Here is a 15,842-nt window from a genome sequence, read left to right as displayed (position 1 = left end):
GGAATCGGTACCCTTTGCGCCTTTCTTCGCCATCGCTCGGAACCGTGACATGCTGTTCAATCTTGCCGTGCTGTTCGGCACCCTGGTGGCCATGGAAGGGGTTGGCACGCTGGCGCACAAGTACATCATGCATGGCTGGGGCTGGTGGCTGCACCGCTCGCACCACGAGCCGCAACTGGGCATGCTCGAGACCAACGATGTCTATCTGGTTGCCCTGGCATTGATCGCCGCCGCGCTGGTGGCCCTGGGCAAGGCCGGCTACGCGCCGCTGCAATGGGTCGGCGGCGGCGTGGCGGGATATGGCGTGCTCTATGTAGTGGCCCACGACGGCTTCTTTCATCGCCACTGGCCGCGCAAGCCGCGGCCGGTGACGCGCTACCTGAAGCGCCTGGAGCGTGCCCATCGGCTGCACCATGCGGTAAGCGGGCGCACGGGCAGTGTGTCGTTCGGTTTCTTCTATGCACCACCGCTCAAGGTGCTCAAGCGTCAGTTGCAGGCACGCCGCAAGGCTAGTTGACAGTTTCGGCGGCAGGTTCGCCAGCCGTGTGCCCACGGCTCACCCACCAGCCGAACCCCGCTGCGGTGAAGAACATGATCAGGCTGTACAGCGCCGCCGGTACGGCCATGGTGGCGTTGTTCAGCAACGACGGGCTCAGCGCCAGGGCAATGGCGAGGGTGCCGTTGTGGATGCCGATTTCCATGCCGATGGCAATTGCCTGGCGCTTGGGGATGTTCAACAGGCGCGGTACCCAGTAGCCCACGCCCAGGCTCAGCAGGTTGAACAGCAGCGCCGCCAGGCCCACCACCGGCGCATAGGCGACCACGGTCTGCCAGTCCTTGGCCAGGGCCAGGACGATGGTGAACGCCAGAAACAGCGCGGCCACCAGCTTCATCGGCTTCTCCATGCGTGCGGCAAAGCCTGGCGCCCAGTGGCGGATCAGCATGCCCAGCGCAACCGGCAGCAGGACGATGGCGAACACCTGCATGACCTTGGCAAATTGCAGCGGGATGGCCTGGTCCGAGGTCATGAACCAGCTCAGCGACAGGTTCACCAGCAGCGGCATGGTCAGGATCGCGATCAGCGAATTGACTGCCGTCAGGGTGATGTTCAGGGCCACGTCGCCGTGGGCCAGGTGGCTGAACAGGTTGGCGGTGGTGCCACCCGGCGAGGCGGCCAGCAGCATGAGGCCCACTGCCAGGGCCGACTCCAGGCCGAAGCCATTGGCGATCAGAAAGCACACCAGCGGCAGCAGCAGGATCTGGCAGCACAGCCCGACCACCACCGGTTTCGGGTACTTCACCACGCGGGCGAAGTCCGCCAGGGTCAGGGACAGGCCAAGGCCGAGCATGATGATGCCCAGGGCCAGCGGGAGGAAGGCAGTCAGCAGCGGCGAGGCGGTCATCGGCGGTCTCTCGGGTGAAGGATGCAAGCAGTCTAGGCCGGCCTCGCCGTCTCATTGATCGCAGTGCGCCAGTAGTTGGTAACCGTTTGTTACTGCGTTTGCCTGCACGGGCCTGCATGCCGCGTTGCGATAGGCGGTCGCGCGCAGTAGCATTCCCGCTTTTACCGAGGATTAGCCTGTCATGCCGTTCCAGAAAGGTCTGCTTGCCACCCCGGTGCCGGCCCACGCCCGCCACCTGTTCTTCGCCCTGCAGGCGCCCGAAGCGCTGCCCGCTGCCCTGGATGCCCTGTTGCCGCACGTGGACGGCGAGCGCCTGATCCTCGGCATCGGTGCGCCGCTGGTGAAAGCCCTGGCCCGCGAAGTACCTGGCCTGCGCGCATTCCCGCAACTGGATGCGGCGGTGGAAAACCCGAGCACCCAGCACGCCCTGTGGCTGTGGTTGCGCGGCAACGAGCGCGGCGAACTGCTGCTGCAGGCCCAGGCCCTGGAAAAAGCCTTGGCCCCGGCCCTGCGCCTGGCCGACAGCGTCGATGGCTTCCTGCACCGTGGCGGCCACGACCTGACCGGTTATGAAGATGGTACCGAGAACCCGGTCGATGGCGCCGCCATCGAGGCCGCGATCGTGGCAGGCGATGCTGCCGGCCTGGCGGGCTCCAGCTTCGCCGCCTTGCAGTTGTGGAAGCACGACCTGGAGTACTTCAAGTCGCTGCCCCAGAACGACCAGGACAACATCATCGGCCGCCGCCTGAGCGACAACGAGGAACTCGACGACGCGCCGCAGTCGGCACACGTCAAACGTACCGCCCAGGAGAGCTTCGAGCCGGAAGCGTTCATGGTGCGTCGCTCGGTGGCCTGGGCCGACAGCCGCGGCGCCGGCCTGGCGTTCGTCGCCCTGGGCCACAGTTTCGATGCCTTCGAAGTGCAACTGCGGCGCATGAGCGGCCTGGAGGACGGCATCATCGACGGCCTGTACCGCTTCAGCCGCCCACTGACCGGCGGTTACTACTGGTGCCCGCCCATGGCTCACGCCGGCCTGGACCTGAGCCTGCTGCTGCAAGCCTGATAGCTAAACATCCAGATACAGAATCACCCGCCCGCGCGGGGAAGAGCGGCTAGCCTTGAAGGTTTCCGATTCATGACGGGAGCTTTTCCATGTACAGGCGTCGTGAAGTCTTACGCGCGGGGGCGGTTTTGGGCCTTGCAGCCGCTGCACCCTGGCTGCATGCGGCAACCCCGGGCGGGTTGCTGACCCGCAAGATTCCGGCCACCGGCGAGGCTTTGCCAGTGATCGGCGCCGGTACTTCCGGCAGTTTCGAAGTCGAACCGGGATCAGCGGACTACCAGCAGTTGAAGGCGGTGCTCAAGGCCTTTTTCGACGGCGGCGGCAAGGTCATCGACACCTCCCCCAACTACGGCGGCGCCGACAGTATCCTCGGGCAGCTGCTGGAGGAGGGCGGCTGGCACCGGCAGTGCTTCATCGCCACCAAGATCGCCGCCAACAGCCGCAGCGAGGCCGAGGCGCAATGGGCCGGCAGCCTGAAAAGCCTGCGCACCGACAAGGTCGAACTGTTGCAGATCCACAACCTGCGCGACTGGCAGACGCAACTGCCCTATGCCCGCGAACTCAAGCAGCAGGGCAAGACGCGCTATGTCGGTATCACCCACTACCTGAACAGCGGCCACGAAGAGGTCGCCAGCATCGTGCGCAGCCAGCCGCTGGACTTCATCCAGATCAACTACTCGGTCAATGCCCCGCACGCGGCACGCGAACTGCTGCCCCTGTGCCAGGACAAGGGCGTGGCCGTGCTGGTCAATCGCGCCTTCGACGATGGCCGCCTGTTCGGCCGGGTCAAGGACCAGCCCCTGCCGGCCTGGGCTGCCGAGGCGGGCATCGGCAGCTGGGCGCAACTGTTCCTCAAGTTCGCCATCAGCCATCCGGCGGTGACCACGGTGATCCCGGCCACCGGCCGCCCGGACCGCCAGCTCGACCAGCTCAAGGCCGGTCATGAGCCGCTGCTCAGCCAGGCGCAGCAGCAAGCGCTGATCCAGCAGTTCGCCTGAACCATGGCCAATTGGCGCAAGCGCCTGGGCCAGGGGATGAATCTGCAGGCCGGTGAAGGCCCGGTGGTGATCGCCGGCCTGGCGCTGTTCTACCTGCTGTTCACCGGCTATTTCATGTTGCGCCCGGTGCGCGAAACCATGGGTGTGGCAGGTGGCGTCGACAACCTGCAGTGGCTGTTCACTGGCACCTTCATCGCCACCCTGGCGTGCTTGCCGGTGTTCGGCTGGCTGGCCTCGAAGGTGCAGCGGCGCTACATCCTGCCGTGGACCTACGGCTTCTTCGCCAGCAACCTCTTGCTGTTTGCCGTGTTGCTGGCCCGCGAGCCGGACGATCTGTGGACCGCGCGCGCCTTCTATATCTGGCTGTCGGTATTCAACCTGCTGAGCATCTCGCTGGCGTGGAGCGTGCTCGCCGACCTGTTTACCAGCGAGCAGGGCAAGCGCCTGTTCGGCCTGCTGGCGGCAGGTGCCAGCCTGGGCGGCCTGAGCGGGCCGATATTGGGCACGCTGCTGGTCGCGCCCTTGGGGCATGCCGGCCTGGTGATCCTGGCCGGGGTGTTCCTGCTGGGCAGCATCGGCGCCTGCGCCTACCTGCAACACTGGCGTGATCGCCATCCGCTGGCCGCTTCCTGCGCGCAGCCCGCGTCCCGGCCCCTGGGCGGCAATCCGTTCGCCGGGGCCACCGCGGTGCTGCACTCGCCTTATCTGCTGGGGATCGCCTTGTTCGTGGTGCTGCTGGCCAGCGTCAGCACCTTTCTGTATTTCGAGCAGGCGCGCATCGTCAGCGAGACCTTTACCGACCGTACCCGGCAGACCCAGGTATTCGGCCTGATCGACAGCGTGGTGCAAGCGCTGGCGATCCTCACCCAGGTGTTCATCACCGGTCGCCTGGCCAGGCGCCTGGGCGTGGGCGTGCTGCTGGTGGCCGTGCCGCTGGTGATGGCGGCAGGCTTCCTGTGGCTGGCACTGGCGCCGGTGTTCGCCGTGTTCGTGGTGGTGATGGTGGTGCGGCGTGCAGGCGAGTACGCGCTGGTGCGCCCTGGGCGGGAAATGCTCTTCACCGTGCTGCCCGCCGAAGACAAGTACAAGGCCAAGAACTTCATCGACACCGTGGTCTATCGTGGCGGCGATGCCCTCGGCGGCTGGGTCAAGCGCGGCCTGGACCTGCTCGGGGAGCACCCGCAACTGGCGATGGTGATGGGTGCCGTGATCGCCCTGGGCTGGGGCCTGACCGGTGCCTGGCTGGGGCGCAGTCAGCAACAACGCGAGCAAGCGGCTTCTGGCGCGCCAAATACACCACCACCGCTTATTTAACGCCACCGGTCCGAACCCGTCGCGATAAAACGAATCCTCCCGAGGCGCCGAACTCCGAAGCTATGTACGGCGCCTTTGCCGTGCACCCTGAAGTCACATGAGGTTTGCAGACCATGGCCAACAAAGAGAACAGCCGTACCGGCAGCCAAGGCAGCCAGGGCAGCAACAAGAACCCAGGCAACTTCGCCAACGACCGGCAGAAGGCTTCCGACGCAGGCCGCAAAGGCGGCCAGTCCTCGGGGGGCGGCAACATGACCAAGGACCACGAGTCCGGCCGCAAGGGTGGCCGCTCGTAAGTGACGACCACGCAGTGCCGGGCCCTCCTGGCACTGCGCACGCCAACCGCGACGCGGTCATCGAGGGCTTGCAATCAGATAGCGTTTGCCGACAATGGCAGCGCTCCTCGCCAGCCATTCGGACCCGTCTGCACCATGATGCTCATCCAGCAATTCCCTGACATTTCTCTCGACGACACGCTGTTCGTCTTCGCTCTCGAAGCCGAGGCCGGCAGCGTGTTCGCCGAGGTCAACACGGTGTTCACCGGTATTGGCAAGGTCAACGCGGCCATCGCCTTGACCAAGGCCATCGCCCGGCGCCGGCCCAAGCTCATCGTCAACCTCGGTTCGGCCGGCAGCCTGCGCCACGGCAAGGGCGAGGTGGTGTGCTGCACGCGCTTCGTGCAGCGCGACATGGACGTGACGCCGCTGGGCTTCGCCCGTTACCAGACGCCGCTGGCGGACATCCCGCTGGTGCTGGAGCAGGGCGCCGTGATTCCGGGGCTGCCGGTGGAAACCTGCGGCAGTGGTGACAGCTTCGAGATCAATCACGGCGATGCCCCGTATGACGTGGTCGACATGGAAGCCTATGTGTTCGCCCTGATCGCCCGTGAGGAAGGCATCCCGTTCGTGTGCCTGAAGTACATCTCCGATGACGCCGGCAGCGATGCGGCGCAGGACTGGGCGGTGCAGGTGCACCTGGCGGCCAAGGCGTTCGAGCGGGTGCTGTTCACGGCCGTGGATTGACCGAGTGCCGCACGGCGGGCGGGATAAACCTTCGCCATGGCGCGCAGTCCCTTGAGATAGGCGCCCGAAATGGTCGGGCCAGGCTCAGGAGGCCACCCATGGCCAGGGCAATCTGGAAAGGCGCGATCAGTTTCGGCCTGGTGCACATCCCCGTGTCCCTCAACACCGCGGTGCGCAGCGAGCGTGTCGATTTCGACTGGCTCGACAAACGCAGCATGGAGCCGGTGGGCTACAAGCGCATCAACAAGGTCACCGGCAAGGACATCGACAAGGACAACGTGGTCAAGGGCGTGGAGTACGAGAAGGGCCGCTACGTGGTGATCAGCGAGGAAGAGATCCGCAAGGCCCGGCCAGAAGCGACCCAGACCATCGATATCTTCTCGTTCGTCGCGGCCAGCGAGATTCCCTTGCAGCAGTTCGACACGCCGTATTACCTGAGCCCGGACAAACGGGGTGGCAAGGTTTATGCGCTGCTGCGCGAAACCCTGGAACGCAGCGGCAAGGTGGCCCTGGCCACGGTGGTGCTGCACACCCGCCAGCATCTGGCCTTGTTGCGCCCGCTGGAGGAGGCGCTGGTGATGATCACCCTGCGCTGGCCTGATGAGGTACGCGGGCTGGAGACCCTTGAGCTGGACAAGAGCGTGACCGAGGCCAAGGTCGACAAACGTGAGCTGGACATGGCCAGGAAGCTGGTCGAGGACATGAGCGGTTCGTGGTCACCGGACGAGTACCAGGATGCGTTTCGCCAGACCATCATGGACCTGGTCGAGGAGAAGGCCAGCAAAGGCAAGATTGCCGTGGTCGACAAGGACCAGGGCGGGGCGGACGAGAAGGGGGCCGATATCATCGACCTGACCGAGCTGCTCAAGCGCAGCCTGGGGGGCAGGAAGGCGCCTGCCGAGAAGAAGCCCACCAAGCGGACGCGCAAGGCTTCCTGATAGCCGCAGCAGCGGTTCGACGCCCGCACGTTTCTTGTAGGAGCGGGTTCACCCGCGAAGAGGCCGACGCAGGCCTTCAAAGATTGGCCAGGTAATCCCCAAACCCCTCCGGCGCCCGGCTGTCGCAGCGGCTGCTGGTGGCCACGCTGTGCCGCGCTGTCCACACGATCTGCGCACCATCGGCCTCCAGGTCGTGCACCAACTGCACATCCTCATGTGCCATCAGCGGCTGGAACCCGCCCACCCGTTCATAGGCCCGCGCGCACACGCCCAGGTTGGCCCCATGAATATGCCGATGCCCCTCGCGCGCCTCGTAGCGGGCCAGGTACAGCTTGCGCAATGCCGCTGGCTGCCACGGTTGCCAGCAGGTGATGTGCACCGTGCCGCAAACCACCTCTGCCGTACAGGCCAACTGCGACAGCAGCCAGTGCGCCGGCACCTGGCTGTCAGCATCGGTGCAGGCCAGCCAGTGGGCACCGTGTTCGAGCATCAGCGCCGCGCCCAGGCGGCGCGCCATGCCCACGGAACCGGCATCCACCGCGAGCGTCTGCACGCCATGCCGCGCAGCGACCCTGGCGCTGCCGTCAGTGCAGCGGTCCAGCACCACCAGCACTTCGACCTGCTGGCCCGCCTGCCGCGCCATGGCAACTGCCGCCGCCATGGCCTTGAGGCAGCGCCCCAGGCGTCGCGCTTCGTTATGGGCGGGGATCACCACACCGATCATGGGCAGGTCTCGTCCAGGTCGACCACGCTGGGCTGGCATGACCAGCATTCGAGCACGAAATCGGCCTCATCGTGGCGAAACACCGGGTAAAGAGGCAGGTGCCTGGCCAGCAGCTGATGAACCTCACGGCCGTTCTGCGGGCATCCGGCGATCGGGTGTTTCCAGTGGCACGCCAGCAGCTCGCCCTCGCAACTCAGGCTGGCCGCCGACTGCTCGATGACCTGCAGCCAGTCGGTCGGATCCAGGTAGTAACCTATTTCGCTCAGCACGATCAGGTCGAAGCGCCCGCCTGGCCAGTCTCCCGGCAGTCGCGCCGGCTCGACCGAGGCGTTGCCTGCACCTGCCAGGCGCTCACGGGCCAAGGCCACGGCAGTGGGGTCGAGCTCCTGGCAAAGCAGCTCGCCGCAGCGTTCGGCCAGCAACGCGCTCAGCTCGCCATTGGCGCAAGCGGGCTCGAAAACCCGCGGGTAGCACTGCCGCGGCAGGCTGGCCATCACCAGCTCACGCTTGCGTTTTTCATACCAGCGGGTACGGAAGGCCCAAGGGTCTTCGTTGCTGGCGTACAAATCGGCGAAATAGCGTGCGTCGAGGCTCATGATGGCTCCGTTCAAAGAAACACCAGTTCGAAGGGTTGCAGCAGGCAGTCCTGCAGATTGGCCGGCAACACCGGTGGGCGCGGGCCATCCGCTTGCAGCTGGCTGACGTGCGCGGCCAGGGCCTTGCGCTTGCGTGCCAGGCTGGCCTCGTCGAGTTGCAGGCGATGGGCGCGCGGCCAGGGCAGGCGCGGGTCGTCCGGCTGCGCCCAGTGCCAGGCCCAGACGGGTACTTCGACCAGCTGCGCCTTGCGCGCTGAAGCTGCCTGCGCCGCGGCCCTGCCGACCGCCTCGTGGTCGCAGTGGCCGTCGCTGCGCCATGTGGCGACCAGCACATCGTCGGGTTGCAACGTCTGGCTCAAGTGGTTGACCAGGAACGCTTCCTCACGCGGCAGGCCGCCGTCCTTGAGGTTGAGCCGGCGCCAGTCCAGGCGGTTCAGGTCGAGCTCCAGCTGCTGCAAGGCCTGGCGACTCTCCAGTGGCCGCTGGCGACGCAAGCGGTGTTCGGTCCAGTGCTCGGAGCCGGGGTGGCTACCTTCGCCGTCGGTGGCGGAAATCAGCACGAGGTCGTCTTCACGCCCGCGAAAGCTGGCCAACAGCCCGCCGGCCATCAGTACTTCGTCATCCGGGTGTGGCGCGATCAACACCAGGCGCCGGCCAGGAGGGCACAACTGCCGGGGCGTCGTCCAGGTTGCCCGCGCCAGGTGCGCGGCATGCTGCCAGGCCGACCAAGGGGTGCCGCAGCTGGACTGGATCAGGTTGTCGTTCATAGTGACCAGGCTCCTGCGGGAACGTGGGCCAATTGCTGGCCGAGCACAGCCAGGTCGCGCTCGCCATGGCTCTGGCGCATGAATACCGGCAAATCGGCGCTGAGCCGGGCGAAGTGGCTGCTGCGACAGAACGGCGTCGCCCCGAGGGCACGGCCGACGTGGTGGATCACCTGTTCGACCGCTTGTTCCACCTGGGCTCGGCAGCGGCGTACCTCGAAGCTGGCGTCGGCATCGGGCTGCCGGTCGATCCACCCGGCACACTCGCGCAACGCCGCCCGGGCGCCGTACAGCGCCGCGTCGACGGCACCCAGGTGCGCATCGGCATGGGCGTCCGGGCGAGGCTTGCGGCAATGGGCGCGCAGGTAATCGGCCAGGGCTTCGGCGGCGCCATACCAGCAGGCAGCGATGCCGGCGCCGCCGTGCCAGAAACCTGGCCGCGACAGGTACTGCCCGGGCTGGCCGATGGCAACGCCTGGGGTATCGGCGAAGGTCACCTCGATACTGGCGGTGATCGCCATGCCGACGGCCTGCCAGCCTTCGATCGCCAATCCCTGGCTGGGCTGCGACAGCTCGATGGCGACCAGTTGGGGCTGGTCATCGCCAGACCATGCGGTGATCAGCGCCCGGTCGATCTGCAGGGCGCCCGAGCACCAGGCCTTGCGCCCGGCCAGACGCACCTGATCGCCTTCGCGGGCGACGATGCGTGCCCGCGCGTCTGGCGGCTCGGCGGCCCAGACGCCCCAGATGCCCTCGGCGACAACGTGGACGGCGGCGCATTCGGCGAGGATTGCCAGGGCATCGGTATGCCCTTCGTAGAGTTTCGCCAGGGCCAGGTCACAACCGGCGACCCGCGCCAGGGTCTGCCAGCGCCTCAGCGTGTTGCCCTGGCCCGGCAGGGGCAGCAGGTCCAGATGGTCGGCCTGCAGCGCCTGGATCAGCTGCGGCAGCTGGGTGTCGAGGTTCAGCGGCTGCGGCCGTTCGCTGAACGCGCGCAGCAGCCGGTCGAGGTTGTTCAGGTCGAAATCCTGGATGATGCTCATGCCAGCCCCATTTGCTTGCGCATGTGCGCGGTGATCGATTGGCGGGTCCGGGCCAGGTCGGCCCATGGGTCGTCGAGATCGGCCAGGCGCTCGCGCAGGTTGCCGATATGCCACTGGTTGGCGCCCTTGAGCTGGGTCAGCTCCTCGCGCCAGATCGGTACCGACACCGGCAAGCCTTCGCGGGCGCGCAGGGAGTAGGCGCACACCGTAGTGGCACCCTTGCCGTTGCGCAGGTAGTCGATGAAGATCCGCCCGACCCGGTTTTTCGGCCCGGATACCGCGCTCAGGCGCTCGGGAAACAGCGTCGCCAGGTAGTCGACGATGGCGTGGCTGAAGTCCTTCACCTCGTCCCAGCCGGCTCGCCGGGTCAATGGCACCACCAGGTGCATGCCCTTGCCGCCGCTGGTCTTGAGAAACACCTTCAGGCCCAGCTCGTCGAGCAGGGTCAAGGTGAGCTGGGTGGCTTCGAGCATGGCCTTCCAGGGCAGCGCCGGGTCCGGGTCCAGGTCGAGGACGAAGCGGTCGGGCTTGTCGAAGTCCTTGTCGGTGCCATTCCAGGTGTGCAGTTCCAGCATGTTCATCTGCACCGCGCCGAGCAAGGTGTCCGGGCGGTTGATGACCATCGCGGCCTGGCCCGCCTGAGCCTTGTCGTAACTCAGCACATGGGGGAGATGCAGCTGGCCGGCGTGCTTCTGGAAGAACAGCTCGCCCGCCAGGCCGTCCGGCGCGCGCACCAGCGCCACCGGGCGGTTCTTGAGCTGCGGCAGGATCCACGGGCTGACTTCGGCATAGAACTCGGCGACCTGGCGCTTGGTCACGCCGCTGCTGGCATCGACCACCCGCTCGGGATGCGTCAGGCGCAGGTCGTCGAGATCGTCCGGCAGCTCATCCTGCCTGGGTTTGGGTAAATGCTTGCCGGGCATGGCACGCTCCAGCGCGATGGCGGTGGCGGGTTTATCGTCACGCAGCCCCTGGAACACCGAATGACGCACCACGCCATCGCGGGTCATCTGGGCATAGCTGACTTCAGCCAGCAGCTGTGGCTTGAGCCAGTGCACCCCACGCGCTTCGGCGCCGGTCGGCGGCTTCGCCAGGGCGGGCCTGGCGACCTCGAGGGGTTTGAGGCGGGCGTGGATGCTGTCCAGCGTCGCTGCGCTGAAGCCGGTGCCGACCTTGCCGGCGTAACGCAGTTGGCCAGATGAGTCGTCATGCAAGGCCAGCAGCAGGGCACCGAAACCGCTGCGGCTGCCCTTGGGGTCGGTGAAGCCGACGATCACGAACTCCTGGCGCTGCTTGCACTTGAGCTTGACCCAGTCGGCGCTGCGCTTGCCCAGGTAAGGGCTGTCGGCGCGCTTGCCGATCAGCCCCTCGAGCGCCAGCCGGCAGGCACTGTCGAGCAACGCCTCGACGGGCTGGTCGAAGTCTTCGGAAAACTTCAGCAGCTCGGTATCACCGTGCTCCAGCAGCTGGCGCAGCGCTGCCCGGCGGTCCTGCACTGGCAGCTCGCGCAGGTCCTGCCCGCCAAGAAACGGCAGGTCGAACAGGTAGTAGGTGATCTGTTCGTCGTTGGCGGTATCGAAGGCGTTCTGCAGGGCCTGGAAGTCGGCCTTGCCGCTGGCATCGTTGACCACCATTTCGCCGTCGAGCCAGGCCGAATCGATACCCAGCGCGCGCAAGGCCGCACGTTGGCGCGGCAGTTTGGCACTCCAGTCATGGCCGTTGCGGGTGAACAGACGCACATCCTTGCCCTCGATGCGGGCGAGGATGCGGTAACCGTCGAACTTGACCTCGTAGCGCCAGTCGCCACTGGGCGGTGAGTCGACCAAGGTGGCCAGTTGCGGTTGCAGGTGCGCCGGCAGCGCCGCCTGCTTGCCGCTGCTCTGACCTTTGCACCTGGGCGCGGAGCGGCCAGGTTTCACTGCACGCCGTGGCAGCAGGGTACGGTCGCTGACCACGCTGTCTGGCCGGGCCTCGACAATGTCGTAGTCGGCCTCGCTGCGCGCCGCTGCATCGTGGGACTTGACCAGCATCCACTGTTCCTTCTTGCCGGCCAGGCGGGTACGGAACAGGTTCCACACGCCATTGAGCTTTTCGCCTTGCAGGCGAAAGCGCAACTTGCCTTTGGCGTAGGCTTGCCTGGCATCGCCTTCCGGCTCCCAGACGCCGCGGTCCCAGACGATCACATCGCCGGCGCCGTAGTGGCCTTCAGGGATATGGCCTTCGAAATCCGCGTAGTCCAGGGGATGATCCTCCACATGCACGGCCAGGCGCTTGACGCTTGGGTCCAGCGACGGGCCCTTGGGGATCGCCCAGCTCTTCAGCGTGCCGTCCAGTTCCAGGCGAAAGTCATAGTGCAGGTGACTGGCATCGTGTTTCTGGATGCAGAACTGCAACGCATGCGCCCGCGTGCCCCGGCTGCGCTTGCCAACAGGCTCGGGCGTGGCGTCAAAGTCACGCTTGCGTTCGTATTCATCAAGGGGCCTGGCCATGGCGGGCTCCGCGCAGGTTCGCTGTTATAGCTGGGAGGTGTCGTGTTTCAGGGGAGTTCAAAAACTCTGAATCTTGCGCGGCTTGGCGCAGTCGACCTTGTGTGTACCCAGTCGATGGAGAACGGAACATGACCAGACCTGATGATCCCAAGCCCTACACGCCAACGGAGATCGATACCACCGAGGACCGCATGGGCAGCGTCCATGAACTGGATTTCAACGATCGCGACGACGACGGGCCTGGGCGCGCCGGCGGCGATACGCTCAGCGACTGCCCGCACGAGGACAACGTCACCTACGACGACCTCAGCCCCGATACGCTGCTGGACGAGACCGGCGCGCGCGACCCCTATGAACCTGGCGGCCCAGGGCCTGCCGACAAGGCGTTGCGGCATGTGGATGCCGACGAGATCGGCGCTGGAATCGGCCTTGACGAAGCGGAACTGGCGCGCTCCGCGCCGCTGGATGGCGAACCGTGGACCGATGAGGTCATCGATGACGAGGGCAAGGCGCCCTGAGCCCTGGGGCAGCCCGAGCCCGCCGGCCTAGGCCGGCTTGTCGTGGCGGCGCATGGCCCGGGCACGCTTTTCCAGCAGCAGGTAGGTGGCAACCGCCAGCACCAGGGGAATCAGGTAGTAGAGCGTTCGATAGCCCAGCAGCGCCGCCACCAGGCTGCCCTGGCCCACCTGACCGTGCATCAGCGCCAGGAATATCGTTTCCAGCACACCCAGCCCGGCGGGAATGTGCGCGACCACGCCTGCCACGCAGCTGATCAGCAGAATGCCCAGCACCGAGGGGTAGAACGCCTCGCCAGGCAGCAGCCAGAAGATCAGCAGGGCCATCACCGCCCAGTTGCTGGCGCCCAGGGCAACCTGGCACAGCGCCAGGCGCAGTGAGGGCAAGGTGACCTCATGGTCGCGCCAGCGCCAGGTGCGGTTTTTCGCCGTGCCACAGGCCAGCAGGTAGCCACCGGCGATGGCCAGCAGCAGCAGTCCGATCACGCGCAGGCCGCCGCTGCCCACTTTCCAGTTCTGCGGCAGGTCGACCAGGCCCAGGGCGAACACACTGCCGGCAAGCAGCATGTAGCCCATCCAGTTGGTCAGCAGGCCGAGCGTGAGAATGCGGGTGATGGTCGGGGTATCCAGGCCCAGGCGTCCATACAGCCGGTAGCGCAGGGCCACGCCACCGACCCAGGTAGTGAAATTGAGGTTGAAGGCGTAACAGACGAAGGCCACCGGCAGCACCTGGCGGGTTGGCAGGCGATGGCCGGTGTAGGCGCGTGCCAACAGGTCGTAGCTGGCGAAGATCAGGTAGCTGCACAGCGCGAAGGCAAGGCCGAGCACCAGCGTGCCCGGCTTGTATGCCAACAGCGACTGGCGTACCTCCTGCCAGTCCAGGTTGCGCGCCAGCGTATAGAGCAGCGCCGGGATCAGCACCAGGAAGAGCAGGGTGAACAGGCGCTTGGCCCAGGTCTGCCAGGTTGTCCGGGCCATTACGTATTGCCCTCGTGCAGGTCGCCCGGCGCTTGCACTTGCGGTTGCAGCGAATGCAGGCGCTGGCGATGGGCCGGAAACCAGCCGGCGATGCGCGGGAAGTGGCGGATGACGTGGAAGCAGACGAAGATCAGGGGGGCACGCCACCAATAGCCGCGGACCATGCGTTGCAGTGTCACCGGCTTGCAGTGCTCGCTGGCCAGTGTTTCAAGGTGTTCACCGAGCTGGTGGTTGAAAGCCGGATCGCGAATGAACAGGTTGGCTTCGAGGTTGAACGACAGGCTCAAGGGGTCGAGATTGCTCGAACCGACGGTCGCCCAATCGTCGTCCACCAGCGCCACCTTGCCGTGCAGCGGCCGCTGGCAGTACTCGTGGATACGTACGCCATCGCGCAGCAGATAGTTGTACAGCAGGCGGGACAGCGCCCGTACCCAGCGCATGTCGGGCTGGCCCTGCAGAATCAGGCTGACCTGCACGCCACGCCGGGCGGCATTGCGCAATTCGCGCAACAGCCGGTATCCGGGGAAGAAATAGGCATTGGCCACCACCACGCGCTGGCGCGCCGAGCGCAGCGCCTGCAGGTAGCGGGCCTCGATGTCGGTGCTGCGCAGTCGGTTGTCGCGCTCGATCAACACCGCCGTCGTATTGCCCGCAGGCGCCGTCACCGGCCGCACGTCGCTGGGTGGCTCCAGCACGGGGGCCAGGAGCCTGCGGCTGGCGGCATGCACCTGCGCCACCACGGGCCCGGTGACCTCCACGGCGTAATCCTGCTTGGCCATGGGGCCATAGTCGCCGAGGTGGTCGGCGCTGTAGTTGATCCCGCCGATGAAGGCCCGTTCGGCGTCGATCACCACGATCTTACGGTGCAGCCGGCGGAACAGGTTGGTGCGCATGCCGGCAAGGCGAGGCTGCGGATCGAACGCATGGAAGCTCACGCCGGCATCGGTCAGCGCCGAGACGAACGCCTCTGGCAGGTCGGCGCTGCCATAGCCGTCCGCCACCACTTCGACACGGACACCACGCCGCGCCGCGTCGATCAGCACCCTTTGCAGCTGCTGGCCGACCTTGTCGTCGAAAATGATGAAGGTTTCCAGGAGGATTTCTTCGCGCGCCGCAGCCATGGCGTCGAACACGCGGGGATAGTACTGCTCGCCGTTGATCAACAACTCCACACGATTGCCGTCCACCCAAGGTCTGTTCACAGGCTGATCTCCGCGGCCAATGGGGCATGGTCGGACAGGTGCGACCAGGGGTACATGGACAACACCTGCGCCTTGACCGGTTGGGCATTGCGCAGGTAGATGCGGTCCAGGCGCAGCAGTGGCAAGCGCGCCGGGAAGCTGCGTGCCGGGCTGCCGAAGGCCTCCTGCAAATGTGCGCCAAGCACGGCATCGGCCTTCAGGCGCCAGTCGTTGAAATCACCGGCGATGATTACCGGTGCCTCGGCCGGCAAACGCTCGAGCAGTTCCAGCAAGAGCCGCACCTGCCGCTGTCGATGCGCCTCGCGCAGGCCCAGGTGCACGCAAATGGCGTGTACCTGCTGATGGCCCGGTACCTCCAGACGGCAATGCAGCAGGCCGCGCTGTTCGTTGCCGTGGATGGAGACGTCGAGGTTTTCGTGCTGGGTGATGGGGAATTTGGACAGCAAGGCATTGCCGTGATCGCCCTGGGGATAGACGGCGTTGCGCCCATAGGCGAACTGCGGCCACATGCTGTCGGCAAGGAACTCGTATTGCGGCGTTTCCGGCCAGGCCGGATGGCGCACCGCATGCTGCTGGTGGCTGCCGTGCACCTCTTGCAGAAACACCAGGTCGGCGCCCGTGGCCCGCACCGCCTCGCGCAGCTCGGGGAGGATGAAACGGCGGTTGAACAGGGTGAACCCCTTGTGCACGTTGATCGTCAGCACATTCAGGCGGTGCACCGCGGTGACCTTGTCGATGGTGCAGCGTGGCATGGGCAGCGTCCTGTTCACGGCTACCTCCTCGTTCCCGGGTA

At 66.2% G+C, this 15,842-nt stretch carries 16 protein-coding genes and 1 pseudogene; 8 read left to right on the top strand and 9 right to left on the bottom strand.

Annotated elements, in window-relative coordinates:
• Positions 1-49: 49 nt before the first annotated feature.
• On the top strand, positions 50-517 hold the full coding sequence (locus ACIP21_RS20715) for a sterol desaturase family protein (RefSeq protein WP_400691395.1): 468 nt from the start codon (positions 50-52) through the stop codon (positions 515-517).
• On the opposite strand, the gene ACIP21_RS20710 is transcribed toward ACIP21_RS20715, so the two are convergent.
• Complete coding sequence (locus ACIP21_RS20710; protein WP_400691393.1) at positions 510-1,403, bottom strand: bile acid:sodium symporter family protein; 894 nt, start codon at positions 1,401-1,403, stop codon at positions 510-512. The two genes, ACIP21_RS20715 and ACIP21_RS20710, sit on opposite strands and share 8 nt — an antisense overlap.
• A gap of 181 nt (positions 1,404-1,584) precedes the next feature.
• Here ACIP21_RS20710 and ACIP21_RS20705 point away from each other — a divergent pair, with 181 nt between their 5' ends.
• From ACIP21_RS20705 to ACIP21_RS20680, 6 genes and pseudogenes are all read left to right on the top strand, one after another.
• Positions 1,585-2,466: a Dyp-type peroxidase gene (locus ACIP21_RS20705; protein ID WP_400691391.1), complete on the top strand. Its 882-nt coding sequence runs from the start codon at positions 1,585-1,587 to the stop codon at positions 2,464-2,466.
• 89 nt (positions 2,467-2,555) lie between these two features.
• Positions 2,556-3,464 carry an aldo/keto reductase gene (locus ACIP21_RS20700; protein WP_400691388.1) on the top strand — a complete coding sequence of 303 codons (909 nt, stop codon included), beginning with the start codon at positions 2,556-2,558 and terminating at the stop codon, positions 3,462-3,464.
• A 3-nt stretch (positions 3,465-3,467) separates the two neighbouring features.
• Positions 3,468-4,778: an NTP/NDP exchange transporter gene (locus ACIP21_RS20695; protein WP_400691385.1), complete on the top strand. Its 1,311-nt coding sequence runs from the start codon at positions 3,468-3,470 to the stop codon at positions 4,776-4,778.
• Positions 4,779-4,951: 173 nt separating this feature from the next.
• Positions 4,952-5,074, top strand: a pseudogene (locus ACIP21_RS20690) (general stress protein); the annotation flags it as partial.
• A gap of 135 nt (positions 5,075-5,209) precedes the next feature.
• The gene (locus ACIP21_RS20685; protein WP_400691382.1) at positions 5,210-5,800 is read left to right on the top strand and encodes a nucleosidase; all 591 of its coding nucleotides are present in this window, start codon (positions 5,210-5,212) and stop codon (positions 5,798-5,800) included.
• Between the two features lie 98 nt (positions 5,801-5,898).
• Entirely contained in the window at positions 5,899-6,738 is an 840-nt protein-coding gene (locus tag ACIP21_RS20680; RefSeq protein WP_400691379.1) for a Ku protein, read from the top strand.
• 76 nt (positions 6,739-6,814) lie between these two features.
• Here the strand turns inward: ACIP21_RS20680 and ACIP21_RS20675 are convergent, their stop codons facing one another.
• From ACIP21_RS20675 to ligD, 5 genes are read right to left on the bottom strand one after another with little or no spacing between them, the layout of a single operon-like run.
• A complete protein-coding gene (locus ACIP21_RS20675; RefSeq protein WP_400691663.1) occupies positions 6,815-7,462 on the bottom strand; it encodes a glycosyltransferase in 648 nt (215 codons plus the stop codon).
• The gene (locus ACIP21_RS20670; RefSeq protein WP_400691376.1) at positions 7,459-8,058 is read right to left on the bottom strand and encodes a class I SAM-dependent methyltransferase; all 600 of its coding nucleotides are present in this window, start codon (positions 8,056-8,058) and stop codon (positions 7,459-7,461) included. The genes ACIP21_RS20675 and ACIP21_RS20670 overlap by 4 nt, the downstream gene beginning before the upstream one ends.
• 11 nt (positions 8,059-8,069) lie before the next feature.
• Positions 8,070-8,825 (bottom strand): PIG-L deacetylase family protein, encoded by a 756-nt coding sequence (locus ACIP21_RS20665; RefSeq protein ID WP_400691373.1) that lies wholly within the window; start codon positions 8,823-8,825, stop codon positions 8,070-8,072.
• Entirely contained in the window at positions 8,822-9,865 is a 1,044-nt protein-coding gene (locus ACIP21_RS20660; protein WP_400691370.1) for an acyl-CoA dehydrogenase, read from the bottom strand. The genes ACIP21_RS20665 and ACIP21_RS20660 overlap by 4 nt, the downstream gene beginning before the upstream one ends.
• Positions 9,862-12,354, bottom strand: a complete 2,493-nt coding sequence (ligD, locus tag ACIP21_RS20655) for a DNA ligase D (RefSeq protein ID WP_400691367.1) — start codon at positions 12,352-12,354, stop codon at positions 9,862-9,864. The genes ACIP21_RS20660 and ligD overlap by 4 nt, the downstream gene beginning before the upstream one ends.
• Before the next feature lie 128 nt (positions 12,355-12,482).
• On the opposite strand from ligD, the gene ACIP21_RS20650 reads away from it, so the two are divergent.
• A complete protein-coding gene (locus tag ACIP21_RS20650) occupies positions 12,483-12,872 on the top strand; it encodes a phosphotransferase system, HPr-related protein (RefSeq protein ID WP_400691364.1) in 390 nt (129 codons plus the stop codon).
• Positions 12,873-12,899: 27 nt separating this feature from the next.
• Here the strand turns inward: ACIP21_RS20650 and ACIP21_RS20645 are convergent, their stop codons facing one another.
• The 3 genes from ACIP21_RS20645 to ACIP21_RS20635 are packed head-to-tail and all read right to left on the bottom strand — an operon-like array spanning position 12,900 to position 15,819.
• The gene (locus ACIP21_RS20645; protein ID WP_400691361.1) at positions 12,900-13,847 is read right to left on the bottom strand and encodes a lysylphosphatidylglycerol synthase domain-containing protein; all 948 of its coding nucleotides are present in this window, start codon (positions 13,845-13,847) and stop codon (positions 12,900-12,902) included.
• Positions 13,847-15,049 carry a cardiolipin synthase ClsB gene (gene clsB / locus ACIP21_RS20640; protein WP_400691358.1) on the bottom strand — a complete coding sequence of 401 codons (1,203 nt, stop codon included), beginning with the start codon at positions 15,047-15,049 and terminating at the stop codon, positions 13,847-13,849. The genes ACIP21_RS20645 and clsB overlap by 1 nt, the downstream gene beginning before the upstream one ends.
• On the bottom strand, positions 15,046-15,819 hold the full coding sequence (locus ACIP21_RS20635; RefSeq protein ID WP_400691356.1) for an endonuclease/exonuclease/phosphatase family protein: 774 nt from the start codon (positions 15,817-15,819) through the stop codon (positions 15,046-15,048). The genes clsB and ACIP21_RS20635 overlap by 4 nt, the downstream gene beginning before the upstream one ends.
• Positions 15,820-15,842 lie beyond the last annotated feature (23 nt).

Source organism: Pseudomonas sp. NPDC089401 (genome assembly GCF_044749485.1).
Taxonomy (GTDB): domain Bacteria; phylum Pseudomonadota; class Gammaproteobacteria; order Pseudomonadales; family Pseudomonadaceae; genus Aquipseudomonas.
Note: the sequence above shows the minus strand (reverse complement) of the source record. Positions and strands in the feature narration are given on the sequence as shown.

What these genes read in the sequence shown, in the direction of transcription:
- ACIP21_RS20715 (WP_400691395.1), top strand. Translation starts at nt 50, where the DNA reads ATGCTGTTCAATCTTGCCGTGCTGTTCGGCACCCTGGTGGCCATGGAA.
- ACIP21_RS20710 (WP_400691393.1), bottom strand. Translation starts at nt 1,403, where the DNA reads ATGACCGCCTCGCCGCTGCTGACTGCCTTCCTCCCGCTGGCCCTGGGC.
- ACIP21_RS20705 (WP_400691391.1), top strand. Translation starts at nt 1,585, where the DNA reads ATGCCGTTCCAGAAAGGTCTGCTTGCCACCCCGGTGCCGGCCCACGCC.
- ACIP21_RS20700 (WP_400691388.1), top strand. Translation starts at nt 2,556, where the DNA reads ATGTACAGGCGTCGTGAAGTCTTACGCGCGGGGGCGGTTTTGGGCCTT.
- ACIP21_RS20695 (WP_400691385.1), top strand. Translation starts at nt 3,468, where the DNA reads ATGGCCAATTGGCGCAAGCGCCTGGGCCAGGGGATGAATCTGCAGGCC.
- ACIP21_RS20685 (WP_400691382.1), top strand. Translation starts at nt 5,210, where the DNA reads ATGATGCTCATCCAGCAATTCCCTGACATTTCTCTCGACGACACGCTG.
- ACIP21_RS20680 (WP_400691379.1), top strand. Translation starts at nt 5,899, where the DNA reads ATGGCCAGGGCAATCTGGAAAGGCGCGATCAGTTTCGGCCTGGTGCAC.
- ACIP21_RS20675 (WP_400691663.1), bottom strand. Translation starts at nt 7,462, where the DNA reads ATGATCGGTGTGGTGATCCCCGCCCATAACGAAGCGCGACGCCTGGGG.
- ACIP21_RS20670 (WP_400691376.1), bottom strand. Translation starts at nt 8,058, where the DNA reads ATGAGCCTCGACGCACGCTATTTCGCCGATTTGTACGCCAGCAACGAA.
- ACIP21_RS20665 (WP_400691373.1), bottom strand. Translation starts at nt 8,825, where the DNA reads ATGAACGACAACCTGATCCAGTCCAGCTGCGGCACCCCTTGGTCGGCC.
- ACIP21_RS20660 (WP_400691370.1), bottom strand. Translation starts at nt 9,865, where the DNA reads ATGAGCATCATCCAGGATTTCGACCTGAACAACCTCGACCGGCTGCTG.
- ligD (WP_400691367.1), bottom strand. Translation starts at nt 12,354, where the DNA reads ATGGCCAGGCCCCTTGATGAATACGAACGCAAGCGTGACTTTGACGCC.
- ACIP21_RS20650 (WP_400691364.1), top strand. Translation starts at nt 12,483, where the DNA reads ATGACCAGACCTGATGATCCCAAGCCCTACACGCCAACGGAGATCGAT.
- ACIP21_RS20645 (WP_400691361.1), bottom strand. Translation starts at nt 13,847, where the DNA reads ATGGCCCGGACAACCTGGCAGACCTGGGCCAAGCGCCTGTTCACCCTG.